This window comes from Pseudomonas sp. lyk4-R2A-8 (assembly GCF_030209095.1).
GTDB classification, from domain to species: Bacteria; Pseudomonadota; Gammaproteobacteria; order Pseudomonadales; family Pseudomonadaceae; genus Aquipseudomonas; species Aquipseudomonas quebecensis.
This window is the reverse complement of sequence record NZ_JARVSS010000001.1, coordinates 247,216-262,516: the sequence shown is the minus strand read 5'-3', so window position 1 is coordinate 262,516 and position 15,301 is coordinate 247,216. Positions and strand designations below refer to the sequence as shown.

Sequence of the window (15,301 nt, the reverse complement as noted above, 5' to 3'; positions counted from 1 at the left end):
ACCGCCATTTTAACGCCCTGGAACCTCCTTGATGGTTGATCACCTGATTGCATTTGCCACTGCCCACTATCTGCTCGTGGGTGCCTTTGTCATTCTGCTGGCGCTGCTGATCGCTCATGAAATGAGCCGTGGTGGCCGCAGCCTGAGCACATCGGAACTGACCGCGCTGGTCAACAAGGATGAAGCCATCGTGGTGGATATCCGCCCCGCCAAGGATTTCGCCACCGGCCATATCGTCGGCGCCCTGAACATTCCGCAGGACAAGCTGATCGCACGCCTGCCCGAGCTGGAAAAGCACAAGGCCAAGACCATCATTCTGGTCGATGCCCAGGGCCAGCACGCCGGCACCCACGCCCGCGAGATGCTCAAGACTGGTTTCACCGCTGCCAAGCTGTCGGGCGGTATCAGCAGCTGGCGCGCCGATAATCTGCCGCTGGTGAAGTGATATGAGCCAGGTCATCGTGTATTCCAGCGATTGGTGCCCTTACTGCATGCGGGCCAAGGCCTTGCTCGAGAAGAAGGGCGTTGCTTTCGAAGAGATCAAGGTCGACGGCAAACCCCAGGTGCGTGCCGAGATGGCCCAGAAAGCGGGGCGTACGTCCGTGCCGCAGATCTGGATCGGTAGCCGGCATGTTGGTGGCTGCGATGATCTGTTTGCCCTGGAGCGCGCCGGTAAGCTCGATGCGTTGCTGGACGCCTGACTCCCAACCCTTAAAGACCCCAAGATAAAGAAGGATCTGCGATGACTGATCAACAGAACACTGAAGCAGCAGAAGCCCAAGGCCCGCAATTCTCGCTGCAACGCATCTATGTGCGCGACCTGTCGTTCGAAGCGCCGAAAAGCCCGGCAATCTTCCGCCAGGAATGGTCCCCCAGCGTTGCACTGGACCTCAACACCCGCCAGAAATCCCTGGAAGGCGACTTCCACGAAGTGGTGCTGACCCTGTCGGTTACCGTCAAGAACGGCGAAGAAGTGGCCTTTATCGCTGAAGTTCAACAGGCCGGCATCTTCCTGATCCAGGGCCTGGACGAAGCGTCCATGAGCCACACCCTCGGCGCGTTCTGCCCGAACATCCTGTTCCCGTATGCCCGCGAGACCCTGGACAGCCTGGTCACCCGTGGCTCGTTCCCTGCGCTGATGCTGGCTCCGGTGAACTTCGATGCCCTGTACGCTCAAGAGCTGCAGCGTATGCAACAGGAAGGTTCGTCGACGGTTCAGTAAGCGCGAACCCAATGTGGGAGGGGGCTTGCCCTCGATAGCGGAGTTTCAGTCGTCATCCAGGTGACTGACCTACCGCTATCGGGGGGCAAGCCCCCTCCCATATTTGTTTGTGTATTACTTGAAACCGAGCTGGCGCCAGCCCTCGTAGACGGCTACGGCGACGGTGTTCGACAGGTTCAGGCTGCGGCAACCCTCGCGCATCGGCAGGCGCAGGCGATGGCCATCGGGCAGTGCGTCAAGTACGTCGGCGGGCAGTCCCCGGCTTTCAGGGCCGAACAGGAAGGCATCGCCTTCGGCAAAGCTGGCATCGTGGAACGGCCGCGAGCCTTTGGTGGTGAACGCGAACAAGCGCGGCTGGCCTAGGCTCTCCAGGCAGCTGGCGAGGTCGGCATGACGCTTGAGGGTTGCGTACTCGTGATAATCGAGGCCGGCGCGGCGCAGGCGTTTGTCGTCCATGTCGAAGCCCAGCGGCTCGATCAGGTGCAGGTGGCAGCCACTGTTGGCGCACAGCCTGATAACGTTGCCGGTGTTCGGCGGAATTTCTGGTTGAAAAAGGATGACGTGAAACATGCACGGCTCCGAAGGCAAAGATGGGCTGCATTCTACCCTCGAAGAGGACCCAAGACCGAAGCTATTGCCGAAGGTCATGGGCTCGCTGGCGATTGTCGGCCTGATGGTGGGCCTGATGATCGGCCGCTTGACCATTCCCGGCCCGGTTGAATTGCAGCAGGTAGAGACGGCGGCGGACGGCGTTGTACTGTGGTTCAACAGTGAACCCAAACTGCATGGCGAACACATCGACGGTACGCTGGCGTTGTTGTTTGACGCCCAGGGAAAGTCTGCCAGTGGGCAAGTCAAGGTCAACGACAGGGATGTGAATTGGCGCATCCGCAAGACCGACGGCGGCTTGCTGCTGAACCTGGTCGCGGCGCGGCCGTTGCGTGGGGAGTGGAAAGGCGAGGAGGTCGATGACCGCTGGCGGCTGGAGGTCCATCTCCAAGGGCAATAAAAGAGGGAGTTCCCGGCCTGCCTGTACCAGGGCTCCCAAAACGGGGTGAAGCCGCGAAGGCTTCGATATTAAAGAGGGGATTCTCGGCCTGCCTGTACCAAGGTCCCCGAAACTGGGTAATACAAGAGTTATTGCAGGGCGCGTGCCAGAGTGGCTAAGTTGTGCCAAAAAACTTCTTCAGAACGCGCAAGGCCCCGGGATACGGGGCCTTGATGTTTTCGGTGTTCAATTTTTACTCCGCGGCTCTGAGGTTTCAGGCCTTGGATCCATGCTCGATGCCGGTTCATGGTGCATTGAAGCGGTGCATGCTCTTGAAGCTTTATGAAGGTCCAAATGTGGGAGCCCTTCCCACATTAAACCTAGGTAGATTGGAGATCAGGCGTCGTCGCCCTCATCGTCATCCCCACCATCCACCTTCATGCCCAGTTCCTTGATCTTGCGCGTCAGGGTATTACGACCCCAACCCAGCAACACAGCGGCATCGCGACGGCGGCCGGCGGTGTGCTTCAGTGCGGTCTCGATCATGATCCGCTCGAATGCCGGTACAGCGCTGTCCAGCAGGTTCGACTGACCGCGTGCCAGGGCCTGGTCGGCCCATTGGCGCAAGGCCTGTTCCCAGTTGGTCACTGGTGCCGAATCCTGCGGCAGGCTCAGCAGCTCCGGCGGCAAGTCGCTGATGTGCACTTCGCGCCCGGACGCCATCACCGTGATCCAGCGGCAGGTGTTCTCCAGCTGGCGTACGTTACCCGGCCATGGCAGGTTCTTCAGGTATTCCTCGGTTTCGCTTTTGAGCACCTTCGGCTCGACGGCCAGTTCCAGGGCGGCGCGGCTGAGGAAGTGGCGGGCGAGGGTCGGGATATCTTCGCGGCGGTCCGACATGCGTGGGATATGGATGCGGATCACGTTGAGACGGTGGAACAAGTCTTCACGGAATTTGCCCGCGTGCACCAGGGTTTCCAGGTTCTGGTGGGTGGCGGCGATGATGCGCACATCGACCTTGACTGGGGTGTGCCCGCCGACGCGGTAAAACTCGCCATCGGCCAGTACGCGCAGCAAGCGGGTCTGAGTGTCGGCCGGCATGTCGCCGATTTCGTCGAGGAACAGCGTGCCGCCGTCGGCCTGTTCAAAGCGCCCGCGACGCAGGTTGGCCGCGCCGGTGAAGGCGCCTTTCTCATGGCCGAACAGCTCGGACTCCATCAGATCCTTGGGGATCGCCGCCATGTTCAGCGCGATAAACGGCGATGCCGCCCGCGGGCTGTGGCGGTGCAGGGCGTGGGCCACCAACTCTTTACCGGTACCCGACTCGCCGTTGATCAACACGGTGATGTTGGAATGGCTCAGACGCCCGATAGCGCGAAACACTTCCTGCATCGCCGGCGCTTCGCCGATGATTTCCGGGGTGCGGGTCAGAGTCGGTGGCGCTTCCTGATTCTGCTGCTCCTGGGCGTGCTGGTTGGCGCGCTTGACCAGCGCCACGGCCTCGTCCACATCGAAAGGCTTGGGCAGGTACTCAAAGGCGCCGCCCTGATAGGAGGCGACAGCGCTGTCCAGGTCCGAGTGCGCGGTCATGATGATCACCGGCAGGCGCGGATGCTGCTCGCGAATCCGCGCCAGCAGGTCCAGGCCACTGGCGCCGGGCATGCGGATGTCGGAGATGATCACGTCCGGCTGCTGGCGTGCCAGGCGGCTCATCACGCCGTCGGCGCTGTCGAAACTCTGGGTGGTCATGCCTTCCTGTTGCAAGGCTTTCTCCAGGACCCAGCGGATAGAACGGTCGTCATCGACGATCCACACAGTTTCACTACGGCTCATGTCGATGGGGCTCCTTGTTCCAGTGGCAGAAAGATCGAGAACGTGGTGTGGCCGGGATGGCTCTCACATTCGATCAAGCCCTGATGCTGGCTGATGATGTTCTGGGTAATGGCCAGGCCCAGCCCGGTACCGTCCGGGCGGCCGCTGACCATGGGAAAGAAGATTGTTTCCTGCAGTTCCGCAGGAATGCCCGGGCCGTTGTCGATGATCTCGACCTTGGTCACCAGGCGGTGGCGCACATGGCCGATGGTGAACTGGCGCAGGGCGCGGGTGCGCAGGCTGATGCGACCCAGGCGCAGCTCGTTCTGGCTGCTGATGGCCTGCATGGCGTTGCGCACGATATTGAGCACCGCCTGGATCATCTGCTCGCGGTCGATCAACACGTCGGGGATGCTGGGGTCGTAGTCGCGCACCAAGGTAATGCAGCCTTGGCTTTCGGCCTCCACGAGTTGGCAGACGCGTTCGAGCACCTCGTGCACGTTGGTCAGCGCCAGCGACGGCAACTTGTTGGAGCCGAGCATGCGATCCACCAGGTTACGCAGGCGGTCGGCTTCTTCGATGATGACGTTGGTGTAGTCCTTGAGGTTCTCGTCCGGCAACTCGCGGGCCAGCAGCTGTGCCGCGCCACGGATACCGCCGAGGGGGTTCTTGATCTCGTGGGCCAGGCCGCGCACCAGCATCTTGCTGGTTTCCTGCTTGGACAGCTGAGCTTCCTCTTTGGTAATGCGCAGCAGGCGATCGCGGGGGTGTACTTCAAGCAGCAGCAGGGTGGCGCCGTTGCTCAGGATCGGGGTTACGGCGTAGTCGACGGTGAGGGTCTGGCCGGTAAGGGCGGTGAGCATCGCTTCGCGCTTGGTGAAGGGATGCGCCTGTTCAACCGCCTGGCGCAACGAACTCAAGGCCTCGGCCGACTCGGTGAACAACTCGCTGATGAACTGGCCATGGCTGCGCTGGCCGCTGATGGCCAGGAGCATCTCCGCCGCCGGGTTCATGTACTCAAGACGCAGATCGTCGTTGAGCAGGATGGTCGCGGTGGTCAGGTTGTCGAGTAGCAAACGGTGCAGTGCATCGCTGATGGTCATCAGGACCTCTTTTGGAGCAAGGCGCGGGCTTGAGGCACACGCTGATACCAAGAAAATGCAAAAACCAAACCAAGGCTCCGAAAAGAAGCGCGCAGGCCCTGAAATAGGGGTTTTTAGCGCGCAACTATGGCGTTCTGCCAGCTTTGCCGTGAAGTTTCGAACCAAATTGGGCTGATGGGTTGAGTAGGGTGCAGCTTGTTGCACCAATATAGTGCGAATTGATGACGTTTGTTCAGCAAGCGTGAGGGCAGGGTCGTTTAGGGCAAACGATCCTGCGCTGCGTACAACGGTCAGTGGGTTCGAGAAAGCGGTATACCGGGGCTGCCGGCATAGAACACCAGCAGTTCGACCGGCGTGTCGCCGGTATTGCCGCGATGCTCGATGCCCACCATTTCGGCCAGCGTATCGCCTTGGCGCAATGTGCGGGTGGCACCGCTCTTACGGGCTTCGACCAGCAATTCGCCGGAGAGGATATACGCCGCGTTGGGAATGGGATGGGTGTGCCACGGCAATTGGGTATTGGCCGGGATTTTGAGGCGTATCAGGGTCAGCTGTGGGACGCCCGAAGGGTAAGCCGTGTAAGGCGTGCCATCCCATGACTCGCTGCTTTGCAGCAGTAACTCGGTTTTGATGGGGGTCGTATTCGGTTGTGAAGTGGTGCAGCCGAGCGCGGACAGGCACGCGGCTGCAGCGATCAAGCCGTGGAGGGATTTCATGGGGCCATCCTGTGTGGTGAATGACCCGTCAGGCTAGGGTGAGCCTCCAGTCGGAAGATGCCGGAAACTGCCTAGGATGAGGTAGTCCACGTATTTATTTGCTGACGGGTGCCTGGAGGCAAAGCTCGCCAGTGGCGCGGGCTCCCGCTATCTGCATCAAGGGCTCGTGCAGCGGCTCGTGAATTGCCATGGCCACCCATTGAGGGCATTGCGGGTTGTGGCGCTCTGGGGCGAAGTCGGCTAATTGCTGCAAGAGGCGTTTTTGCAGCTGATCCAACTGCGGGCGGATTTTACCCACCAAGTCCGGGCGTGGCAGGTCCGGGGCCTTGCCCATGAACTGCCAGTCGGACAGGCGCGTGTATTGCACGAGTTTGTTGGCCTCGATCTGCGCGGCGAAAAACTGCTCGGCAACGGCGGGGTCGAGTTTGTAGCTGGGTGCCTGGGCTGCGACGCTGGCGAGCACGTCCTGTTCACGCTGTTTATCCTCAACCGGCTTTTTGCTGTCCCATTTGCTCAGGGCGACCTGGTCGGCGATGGTCAGGCGTTCGGTGATGCTGTTGAGTAAAGGTTCCAGGCTGGGCGGTGCAGCGAATGCACTGGCGCTGACAAATAACAAAGCGAACACAAGTCGACGTTTCAAGGCTGTTCTCCTTGTGGCAGGGGGCTAAACCCCGATAGCAGCGTGTCAGTCAGCACCTGTATCAGCTGATCCACCGCTATCGGGAGCAAGCGCCCTCCCACCTGATTGGGTTTGCAGATACGGAGCTGTGTAATCCGCGGGCAAAAAAAGACCTCCCGAAGGAGGCCTTTTTCATCACGCTGCGTCAAGCAGCGCTACCGGATCAGCAGCTGTAGTACAGCTCGTATTCCAGTGGGTGTACGAAGGTGCGAACTTTGATTTCTTCTTCGCTTTTCAGCTCGATGTAGGCATCGATGAAGTCGTCACTGAATACGCCGCCTTTGGTCAGGAACGCACGGCCCTTGTCCAGCTCTTCCAGGGCTTCTTTCAGGCTGCCGCACACTTGTGGGATCTCTTTGGCCTCTTCAGGCGGCAGGTCGTACAAGTTTTTGTCGGCGGCGTCGCCAGGGTGGATCTTGTTCTGGATGCCGTCCAGGCCGGCCATGACCAGGGCCGCGAAAGCCAGGTACGGGTTGGCTGCCGGGTCCGGGAAGCGCGCTTCGATACGGCGAGCGCGTGGGCTGGACACGTAAGGAATACGGATCGAGGCGGAACGGTTGCGAGCCGAGTAGGCCAGCATGACCGGTGCTTCGAAACCTGGGACCAGACGCTTGTAGGAGTTGGTCGACGGGTTGGTGAAGCCGTTCAGGGCCTTACCGTGCTTGATGATGCCGCCGATGAAGTACAGGGCGGTGTCGGACAGGCCGGCATAACCTTCGCCGGCGAAGGTGTTCTTGCCTTCTTTGGCGATGGACAGGTGAACGTGCATACCCGAACCGTTATCGCCGTACAGCGGCTTAGGCATGAAGGTCGCGGTACGGCCGTAGGCATCAGCCACGTTGTGTACGCAGTACTTCAGGGTCTGGACTTCGTCAGCCTTGGCGACCAGGGTGTTGAACTTCACACCGATTTCGTTCTGGCCGGCAGTCGCCACTTCGTGGTGGTGAACTTCGATAACCAGGCCCATTTCTTCCATGGCGTTGCACATGGATGTACGGATTTCGTGGTCGTGGTCGAACGGCGGGACCGGGAAGTAGCCACCTTTGACGCCTGGACGGTGGCCTTTGTTGCCGCCTTCCACGTCCTGGTCGGACATCCAGGAACCCTGTTCGGAGAAGATCTTGAACATCGAGCCGGAGATGTCGGATTTGAATTTGACCGAATCAAAGATGAAGAACTCTGGCTCCGGGCCTACGAATACGGTGTCGCCGATACCGGTGGACTTCAGGTATTCCTCGGCGCGCTTGGCGATCGCACGTGGGTCGCGGTCGTAGCCTTGCATGGTCGAAGGTTCGATCACGTCGCAGACGATGATCAGGGTTGGGTCTTCGGTGAACGGGTCGAGGACGGCAGTGCTGTCGTCCGGCATCAGGATCATGTCGGAGGCTTCGATGCCTTTCCAGCCGGCGATGGAGGAACCGTCGAACATTTTGCCTTCTTCGAAGAACGCATCATCCAGCGCATCGCGAGCCGGCATGGTCACGTGGTGCTGAGTGCCTTTGGTGTCCGTGAAGCGCAGATCAATCCATTTGACGTCATGATCTTTGATGAGTTGAACCGACTTCGACATAGTGTCCTCCGGGTGGCTTCGGGCTGGGGTAGTGGAGTTAGCCCTTAGAATGTGGGTGATGCCGGCGCGGATAGTCCGCCATGGCAACCTGCCTCACAAGAGAGCAAATTGCATGCCAGTGCGCCAACATGGGTTTTCTGTTCCAAAAACGCCCCTATAAAGGTGCATTGCGACAAAACCGCAAAAACAGCGCACTGCAATGTCGCATCATCTGCATCAAATGCACTTCTTTGGTGCGTGACAGCTGATGTGCATATTAACTGGTTAAACCTTGAGCGATTTCCGCTATAATCCGCGCCCCCCTTTTTCGGCAGGCCCTGCGCGCGCTGTTTCCATGAAATTAATCGTTAAAGTCTTCCCCGAGATCACCATCAAGAGCCGACCGGTACGGACGCGTTTCATCCGTCAGTTGGCCAAGAACATCCGTGCCGTGCTCCGCGATCTGGACCCGGCTGTGGTGGTGAATGGCGTGTGGGACAACCTCGAGCTGGAAACCCGTGTCACCGACCCCAAAGCCTTGAAGGACATGACCGAGCGCCTGAGCTGCATGCCGGGTATCGCGCATTTCCTGCAGGTGGACGAATACCCGCTGGGCGACTTCGACGACATCACCGAGAAGTGCAAGCGGCACTACGGCGGCGCGCTGGAAGGCAAGATTTTTTCGGTGCGCTGCAAGCGTGCCGGCAGGCATTCGTTCAGCTCGATGGATGTCGAAAAATACGTCGGCAGCAAGCTGCGTCGCGAGTGCGGCGCAGCCGGAATTTCCCTGAAAGCGCCGCAAATTGAAGTGCGCATGGAAATTCGCGACCAACGGTTGTTCGTGATCCATAGCCAGCACAACAGCATCGGCGGCTACCCGCTGGGCGCTTTGGAACAGACCCTGGTGCTGATGTCCGGCGGTTTCGATTCCACGGTGGCGGCCTACCAGATCATGCGCCGCGGCCTGATGAGCCATTTCTGCTTCTTCAATCTGGGCGGGCGTGCACACGAATTGGGCGTGATGGAAGTCGCGCACTACATCTGGAAGAAGTACGGCAGCTCCCAGCGTGTGCTATTTGTGAGCGTGCCGTTCGAGGAAGTGCTTGGGGAAATTCTCGGCAAAGTCGATAACAGTCATATGGGCGTAGTATTGAAGCGTATGATGTTGCGCGCTGCGTCCCGAATCGCCGATCAATTGCAGATCGACGCGCTGGTGACCGGCGAAGCGATTTCCCAGGTCTCCAGCCAGACGCTGCCCAACCTGTCGATCATCGACTGCGTTACCGAGAAACTGGTGCTGCGCCCACTGATCGCCAGCCACAAGCAGGACATCATCGACCTGGCAGAGCAGATCGGCACCGCCGCCTTTGCCAAGCATATGCCGGAGTACTGCGGGGTCATTTCGGTGAACCCCAAGACCCACGCCAAGCGTCACCGCGTGGAGCATGAAGAGAAAGAATTCGACATGGCGATTCTGGAGCGTGCGCTCGAGAACGCCAAGCTGGTCCCGATCGATCGCGTGATCGACGAGCTGGGCCAGGATGTGCAGATCGAAGAAGTCAGCGAAGCCCTTGCCGGCCAGATCGTCATCGACATCCGTCATCCGGATGCCGCTGAAGATGAGCCGCTGGAAATTCCTGGCATCGACGTACAAACGCTGCCGTTCTATGCATTGAACGCGCGTTTCAAGGAACTGGATAACAGCCGTCAGTACCTGCTGTATTGCGACAAAGGCGTCATGAGTCGCCTGCATGCTCACCATTTGCTCAGTGAGGGGTATGCCAATGTGCGCGTTTATCGACCGAGCTAAGAGCCCGGGGCTGTTTGCCTGTGGCCTGCGTCACCGGCCCCCCGACTCTGCCGTCAAGCTGTAACGGCAAGGCCTGACTCTACTGTTAATCGCTGCCACGACCTGACAGCACACCGAATCCTCTGATCGAGATACACAAGTGATCGAAAATCTACGTAACATCGCCATCATTGCTCACGTTGACCATGGTAAGACCACCCTGGTAGACAAACTCCTGCGTCAATCCGGCACCCTGGAGCGCAACGAGCTCAACGACGAGCGCGTGATGGACTCCAACGACCAGGAAAAAGAGCGCGGTATTACCATCCTGGCGAAAAACACCGCCATCAACTGGAACGGCTACCACATCAACATCGTGGACACCCCGGGCCACGCCGACTTCGGCGGCGAAGTAGAACGCGTAATGTCGATGGTCGACTCCGTGCTGCTGCTGGTTGACGCTCAAGACGGCCCTATGCCGCAAACCCGTTTCGTGACCAAGAAGGCTTTCGAAGCCGGCCTGCGTCCGATCGTGTGCATCAACAAGGTTGACCGTCCAGGCGCGCGTCCGGACTGGGTTCTGGACCAGATCTTCGACCTGTTCGACAACCTGGGCGCCACCGAAGAACAGCTGGACTTCAAAGTCGTCTACGCCTCGGCCCTGAACGGCATCGCCGGTCTGGACCACAACGACATGGCCGAAGACATGACCCCGCTGTACCAGTCGATCGTCGACAACGTACCTGCGCCGAAAGTCGACCGTGACGGTCCGTTCCAGATGCAAATCTCGGCACTGGACTACAACAGCTTCCTGGGTGTTATCGGCGTTGGCCGTATTGCCCGCGGCAGCGTCAAGCCGAACACCCCGGTTGTGGCTATCGGCGCCGATGGCAAGAAACGCAACGGCCGTATCCTGAAGCTGATGGGTCACCACGGTCTGCACCGTATCGACGTTGAAGAAGCTTTCGCCGGCGACATCGTATGCGTGAGCGGTATGGACTCGCTGTTCATCTCCGACACCCTGTGCCAGCCGGACAACGTCGAGGCGATGAAGCCTCTGACCGTTGACGAGCCAACCGTTTCCATGACCTTCCAGGTAAACGACTCGCCGTTCTGCGGTAAAGAAGGCAAGTTCGTGACCTCCCGTAACATCAAGGAGCGTCTGGACAAAGAGCTGCTGTACAACGTTGCACTGCGCGTTGAAGAAGGCGACTCGGCCGACAAGTTCAAGGTATCCGGCCGCGGTGAGCTGCACCTCTCGGTACTGATCGAAACCATGCGTCGCGAAGGCTTCGAAATGGGTGTTGGTCGTCCGGAAGTGATCATCCGTCAAGTTGACGGCGTGAAGCAGGAACCGTTCGAAAACGTCACCATCGACACCCCTGAAGAATCCCAGGGCAAGGTCATGGAAGAGATGGGCCTGCGTAAGGGCGACCTGACCAACATGGTGCCGGATGGCAAGGGCCGTGTACGTCTGGAATACAACATCCCTGCTCGCGGTCTGATCGGTTTCCGTAACCAGTTCCTGACCCTGACCAACGGTGCTGGCATCCTGACCTCGATCTTCGATCGCTACGACACCATGAAGTCCGGCGACATGTCCGGCCGTCAGAACGGTGTTCTGGTTTCGGTTGAAACCGGCAAGGCGCTGACCTACTCCCTGGAAACCCTGCAGGCGCGTGGCAAGCTGTTCGTTGAACACGGTCAAGAGATCTACAACGGTCAGATCGTTGGTCTGAACAGCCGTGACAACGACATGGGCGTCAACCCAACCAAGGGTAAGAAGCTCGACAACATGCGTGCTTCGGGTAAAGACGAAACCATCGCCCTGGTTCCACCTGTTCGCTTCACCCTGGAACAGGCCCTGGAATTCATCCAGGACGACGAGCTGTGCGAAGTCACGCCGAAGTCGATCCGCCTGCGTAAGAAGATCCTGGACGAAGGCGAGCGTACCCGCGCTGCCAAGAAAGCCAAGAACTGAGTTAACTCAGGCTGAATGAAAAACGCCCCCGGTCGAAAGGCCGGGGGCGTTTTTTTATGCCTGATCGTTCCCGCGCTCTGCGTGGGAATGCAGCCCGTGACGCTCTGCGTCGCAAGGTGCACAAGGCTCGGGTCTTGCGTGCTTGTCGGGACGCGGAGCGTCCGGGAAGGCGTTCCCACGCAGAGCGTGGGAACGATCAGATCAGAACTTATCGAGGGTCTTGAAGTTAGTCTCGCGCACCACTTCTTTAGGCTTATACGCGCAATACCCCGGCCGCGGCCCGATCTTCGGGTGGTTACGGCAGGTGTCCGGGCGCTTGTCGTAGATGGTGCAGAAGCGCGTCTTGCGGTCCAGGTACAGGCAATCGTTGTTGCTCATGCGCTGCAGGGTAAAAATCTCGGATTTGTTGTTGTAGCGCTCGACGATGCCTTCCTTCTGCAAGCGCTTGGCGATGTTCTTCGGCGGGTCGCCGCGTTCGAACTCATCAACGATGCCAATGCGGATCAGGTCCTTGATCTTCACCTCAACCGGCAGCGTGCAGCAGCTGGACACGCAGCCACCGCACATATGGCTGGAATATTTCTGCCAGGTTTCGAGACGGTCGAGTTCCGCGGCGGCGATCAGTTGAGGCTTCATCAGGGTTCCAGGATGGGGCGGTAGCAGGGCGCGCGATCATACCGGGATTGATGATTTTTTGAACAATATTTTCAGCTTTTTCCTTTGCGGCAGGGATTGGGCACGCCCCCTGCATCTAATCCCGTCAACAGTAAATGAGTTAAAAAATTGACGAACCAGAGCCTGCAACCGCGTGTCAGAGCGTCTAGGCTCTAGCAACTCCTTCTATCTCGCCCGAGGTCGCATTTGATGTCTCAGGAACCACTTGCACGAGAAGCAGAGGTAGCCGCGTTCCGCGATGCCGTCTTGACCAAACTCACCTACGCGGTGGGCAAGGACCCCGATCATGCCTTCGACCACGACTGGTTCGAGGCCATTGCGCTTGCCGCCCGCGACCAGATGGTCGAACACTGGATGGACCATACCCGGCGCATCTACCGTAAGGGCCAGAAGCGGGTGTATTACCTCTCGCTGGAATTCCTGATCGGTCGCCTGCTCTACGACAGTCTGAGCAACCTCGGCGTGCTGGAGATCGCCCGCGATGCGCTGGCCGAACTGGGCGTCGACCTGGAACGCATCCGCCTGCTCGAACCCGATGCGGCGTTAGGCAACGGTGGCCTCGGACGCCTGGCTGCATGCTTTATGGAAAGCATGTCGACCTTGGGGATTGCCGGTCACGGTTATGGCATTCGTTATGAGCACGGCCTGTTCCGCCAGGCGATTGTCGATGGCTGGCAGCAGGAGCAGACCGAACGCTGGCTGGACTTCGGCAACCCGTGGGAGTTTGAGCGGGCCGAAGTGATTTACCCGGTCGGTTTTGGCGGTGCGGTGGAAACCCTGCCCGACGCTTCCGGCAAAATGATTCAGGTATGGACGCCGGCCGAGACCGTACGCGCAGTAGCCTACGACACGCCTGTGGTGGGCTGGCGCGGTGCCAGCGTCAACACCCTGCGTCTGTGGCGTGCCCGGGCGGTCGAAGACTTGCACCTGGAGCGCTTCAACGCCGGTGACCATTTGGGCGCCGTCGCCGAGGTGGCCCGCGCCGAAAGCATCTCCCGTGTGCTTTACCCGGCCGACAGCACCGAAGCCGGTCAGGAACTGCGCCTGCGCCAGGAATATTTCTTCGTCGCAGCCTCTTTGCAAGACCTGCTGCGCCGCCACAAGAACATGCACGGCTCGGTGCTGAGCCTCGGCGAGCATGCCGCGATCCAGCTCAACGACACCCACCCCTCCATCGCCGTGGCCGAATTGATGCGCCAGTTGGTCGACCTGCACGATATTCCGTGGGAAGCCGCGTGGGACGTGACTGTCGAAACCCTGTCGTACACCAACCACACCCTGCTGCCCGAAGCACTGGAAACCTGGCCGGTCGGCCTGATGGAGCGCATGTTGCCGCGGCACATGCAGATCATCTACCTGATCAACGCCCAGCACATCGACTCGCTGCGCGCCAAGGGCATCCACGATTTCGACGTATTGCGCGCCGTGTCGCTGATCGAAGAAGACAACGGCCGCCGCGTGCGCATGGGCAACCTGGCGTTCCTGGGTTCCCACAGCGTCAACGGCGTATCCGGCCTGCACACCCAACTGATGCGCAGCACGGTGTTCTCCGAGCTGCACAAGCTGTACCCGGAACGTATCAACAACAAAACCAACGGCATCACCTTCCGCCGCTGGCTGTACCAGGCCAACCCCAAGCTCACCCAGATGCTGGTAGACGCGTTGGGCCCGGATATTCTCGACAACATGGAGACGCGCCTGGGCGAGCTGGAAACCTTCGCCGAGAAGCAGGCCTTCCGTAAAGCTTTCGCCGAGCAGCGTCTGCACAGCAAACGCGCCCTGGCCGAGATCATCCACGAGCGCCTGGGCATTTCGGTGAACCCGGCGGCGATGTTCGACGTGCAGGTCAAGCGCATCCACGAATACAAGCGCCAGTTGCTCAACCTGCTGCACACCGTGGCGTTGTACCAGGCGATCCGTGCCGAGCCGGGCACCGACTGGGTGCCGCGCGTGAAGATCTTCGCCGGCAAGGCCGCGGCGAGTTATCACCAGGCCAAGCTGATCATCAAGTTGACCAACGACATCGCCCGCACCGTCAACAACGACCCGACCGTGCGCGGACTGCTCAAAGTGGTGTTCCTGCCTAACTACAACGTCAGCCTGGCGGAAAGCATCATCCCGGCGGCGGACTTGTCGGAGCAGATCTCCACGGCGGGCTTCGAAGCTTCGGGCACCAGCAACATGAAATTCGGCCTCAACGGTGCGCTGACCATCGGCACCATGGACGGCGCCAACGTGGAGATGCACGAGCGCGTGGGCGCCGATCACATGTTTATCTTCGGCCTCAGCGCCCAGCAGGTGGAAGCGCGCAAACACGCCGGTGAATTCCACGCCGGGCCGGACATTGCCGTGTCCCATCGTCTCAACGATGTGCTGCAGGCGATCCGTGGCGGGGTGTTCTCGCCGGACGATCCGGGCCGCTACGTCGGTTTGATCGACGGTCTGATCGATTACGACCGTTTCCTGGTGTGTGCCGACTTCGATTCCTACTGGGATGCCCAGGCGCGGGTCGAAGCGCATTGGCATGACTCCAAGGCGTGGTGGCGTTCGGCGGTGCTCAACACCGCGCGGATGGGTTGGTTCTCTTCGGACCGGACCATTCGCGAATACGCCACCGAGATCTGGAAAGCGCTCGACTAAACCTGGCAAATCGAAAGTACGGGAGGGGGCTTGCCTCCGATGGCAGGGTGTCAGTTTGCAGATATGTGGACTGGTACACCGCTATCGGGAGCAAGTCCCCTCCCACATTGGTTGCGCGTCGATATACTGAGCGCCGGTTCGCTTAGG

The 15,301-nt window shown here is 59.8% G+C and carries 14 protein-coding genes; 7 read left to right on the top strand and 7 right to left on the bottom strand.

Features of this window, described 5'->3' with window-relative positions; translation table 11 throughout:
* Positions 1–31: 31 nt before the first annotated feature.
* Genes QRN10_RS01075 through secB form a run of 3 tightly spaced genes read left to right on the top strand, consistent with a single transcriptional unit; the run spans position 32 to position 1,222 of the window.
* Positions 32–445 carry a rhodanese-like domain-containing protein gene (locus tag QRN10_RS01075; RefSeq protein WP_078731164.1) on the top strand — a complete coding sequence of 138 codons (414 nt, stop codon included), beginning with the start codon at positions 32–34 and terminating at the stop codon, positions 443–445.
* 1 nt (position 446) lies between these two features.
* Positions 447–701, top strand: coding sequence for a glutaredoxin 3 (gene grxC / locus QRN10_RS01070; RefSeq protein ID WP_181080285.1), 255 nt, complete (start codon positions 447–449; stop codon positions 699–701).
* A 41-nt stretch (positions 702–742) separates the two neighbouring features.
* Positions 743–1,222 carry a protein-export chaperone SecB gene (gene secB / locus QRN10_RS01065; RefSeq protein WP_181080286.1) on the top strand — a complete coding sequence of 160 codons (480 nt, stop codon included), beginning with the start codon at positions 743–745 and terminating at the stop codon, positions 1,220–1,222.
* 114 nt (positions 1,223–1,336) lie between these two features.
* Here secB and QRN10_RS01060 read toward each other — a convergent pair whose 3' ends face one another.
* Positions 1,337–1,792, bottom strand: coding sequence for a tRNA (cytidine(34)-2'-O)-methyltransferase (locus tag QRN10_RS01060; protein ID WP_181080287.1), 456 nt, complete (start codon positions 1,790–1,792; stop codon positions 1,337–1,339).
* Between QRN10_RS01060 and QRN10_RS01055 the strand changes: the two genes are divergently transcribed.
* A complete protein-coding gene (locus tag QRN10_RS01055) occupies positions 1,791–2,231 on the top strand; it encodes a hypothetical protein (RefSeq protein WP_285427712.1) in 441 nt (146 codons plus the stop codon). The two genes, QRN10_RS01060 and QRN10_RS01055, sit on opposite strands and share 2 nt — an antisense overlap.
* 375 nt (positions 2,232–2,606) lie before the next feature.
* Here QRN10_RS01055 and ntrC read toward each other — a convergent pair whose 3' ends face one another.
* The 5 genes from ntrC to glnA form a co-directional block, all read right to left on the bottom strand.
* On the bottom strand, positions 2,607–4,043 hold the full coding sequence (gene ntrC / locus QRN10_RS01050) for a nitrogen regulation protein NR(I) (RefSeq protein WP_181080289.1): 1,437 nt from the start codon (positions 4,041–4,043) through the stop codon (positions 2,607–2,609).
* Positions 4,040–5,125 carry a nitrogen regulation protein NR(II) gene (gene glnL / locus QRN10_RS01045; protein WP_181080290.1) on the bottom strand — a complete coding sequence of 362 codons (1,086 nt, stop codon included), beginning with the start codon at positions 5,123–5,125 and terminating at the stop codon, positions 4,040–4,042. Before glnL ends, ntrC begins: the two co-directional genes overlap by 4 nt.
* A 290-nt stretch (positions 5,126–5,415) precedes the next feature.
* The gene (locus QRN10_RS01040; protein WP_285427711.1) at positions 5,416–5,841 is read right to left on the bottom strand and encodes a cupin domain-containing protein; all 426 of its coding nucleotides are present in this window, start codon (positions 5,839–5,841) and stop codon (positions 5,416–5,418) included.
* A 94-nt stretch (positions 5,842–5,935) separates the two neighbouring features.
* Complete coding sequence (locus tag QRN10_RS01035; protein WP_285427710.1) at positions 5,936–6,481, bottom strand: chorismate mutase; 546 nt, start codon at positions 6,479–6,481, stop codon at positions 5,936–5,938.
* Positions 6,482–6,683: 202 nt separating this feature from the next.
* A complete protein-coding gene (gene glnA, locus QRN10_RS01030; RefSeq protein WP_017529544.1) occupies positions 6,684–8,090 on the bottom strand; it encodes a glutamate--ammonia ligase in 1,407 nt (468 codons plus the stop codon).
* Positions 8,091–8,424: 334 nt separating this feature from the next.
* Here glnA and thiI point away from each other — a divergent pair, with 334 nt between their 5' ends.
* Complete coding sequence (thiI, locus tag QRN10_RS01025) at positions 8,425–9,879, top strand: tRNA uracil 4-sulfurtransferase ThiI (RefSeq protein ID WP_285427709.1); 1,455 nt, start codon at positions 8,425–8,427, stop codon at positions 9,877–9,879.
* Between the two features lie 139 nt (positions 9,880–10,018).
* The gene (typA, locus tag QRN10_RS01020) at positions 10,019–11,839 is read left to right on the top strand and encodes a translational GTPase TypA (protein WP_181080294.1); all 1,821 of its coding nucleotides are present in this window, start codon (positions 10,019–10,021) and stop codon (positions 11,837–11,839) included.
* 201 nt (positions 11,840–12,040) lie between these two features.
* Here the strand turns inward: typA and QRN10_RS01015 are convergent, their stop codons facing one another.
* On the bottom strand, positions 12,041–12,475 hold the full coding sequence (locus QRN10_RS01015) for a YkgJ family cysteine cluster protein (protein WP_034095454.1): 435 nt from the start codon (positions 12,473–12,475) through the stop codon (positions 12,041–12,043).
* Positions 12,476–12,703: 228 nt separating this feature from the next.
* Between QRN10_RS01015 and QRN10_RS01010 the strand changes: the two genes are divergently transcribed.
* Complete coding sequence (locus tag QRN10_RS01010; protein ID WP_285427708.1) at positions 12,704–15,154, top strand: glycogen/starch/alpha-glucan phosphorylase; 2,451 nt, start codon at positions 12,704–12,706, stop codon at positions 15,152–15,154.
* Positions 15,155–15,301 lie beyond the last annotated feature (147 nt).

Bases quoted from the DNA above. Each gene is read 5' to 3' on its own strand.
- QRN10_RS01075 (WP_078731164.1), top strand. From the start codon at position 32: ATGGTTGATCACCTGATTGCATTTGCCACTGCCCACTATCTGCTCGTG.
- grxC (WP_181080285.1), top strand. From the start codon at position 447: ATGAGCCAGGTCATCGTGTATTCCAGCGATTGGTGCCCTTACTGCATG.
- secB (WP_181080286.1), top strand. From the start codon at position 743: ATGACTGATCAACAGAACACTGAAGCAGCAGAAGCCCAAGGCCCGCAA.
- QRN10_RS01055 (WP_285427712.1), top strand. From the start codon at position 1,791: ATGCACGGCTCCGAAGGCAAAGATGGGCTGCATTCTACCCTCGAAGAG.
- QRN10_RS01060 (WP_181080287.1), bottom strand. From the start codon at position 1,792: ATGTTTCACGTCATCCTTTTTCAACCAGAAATTCCGCCGAACACCGGC.
- ntrC (WP_181080289.1), bottom strand. From the start codon at position 4,043: ATGAGCCGTAGTGAAACTGTGTGGATCGTCGATGACGACCGTTCTATC.
- glnL (WP_181080290.1), bottom strand. From the start codon at position 5,125: ATGACCATCAGCGATGCACTGCACCGTTTGCTACTCGACAACCTGACC.
- QRN10_RS01040 (WP_285427711.1), bottom strand. From the start codon at position 5,841: ATGAAATCCCTCCACGGCTTGATCGCTGCAGCCGCGTGCCTGTCCGCG.
- glnA (WP_017529544.1), bottom strand. From the start codon at position 8,090: ATGTCGAAGTCGGTTCAACTCATCAAAGATCATGACGTCAAATGGATT.
- thiI (WP_285427709.1), top strand. From the start codon at position 8,425: ATGAAATTAATCGTTAAAGTCTTCCCCGAGATCACCATCAAGAGCCGA.
- QRN10_RS01015 (WP_034095454.1), bottom strand. From the start codon at position 12,475: ATGAAGCCTCAACTGATCGCCGCCGCGGAACTCGACCGTCTCGAAACC.
- QRN10_RS01010 (WP_285427708.1), top strand. From the start codon at position 12,704: ATGTCTCAGGAACCACTTGCACGAGAAGCAGAGGTAGCCGCGTTCCGC.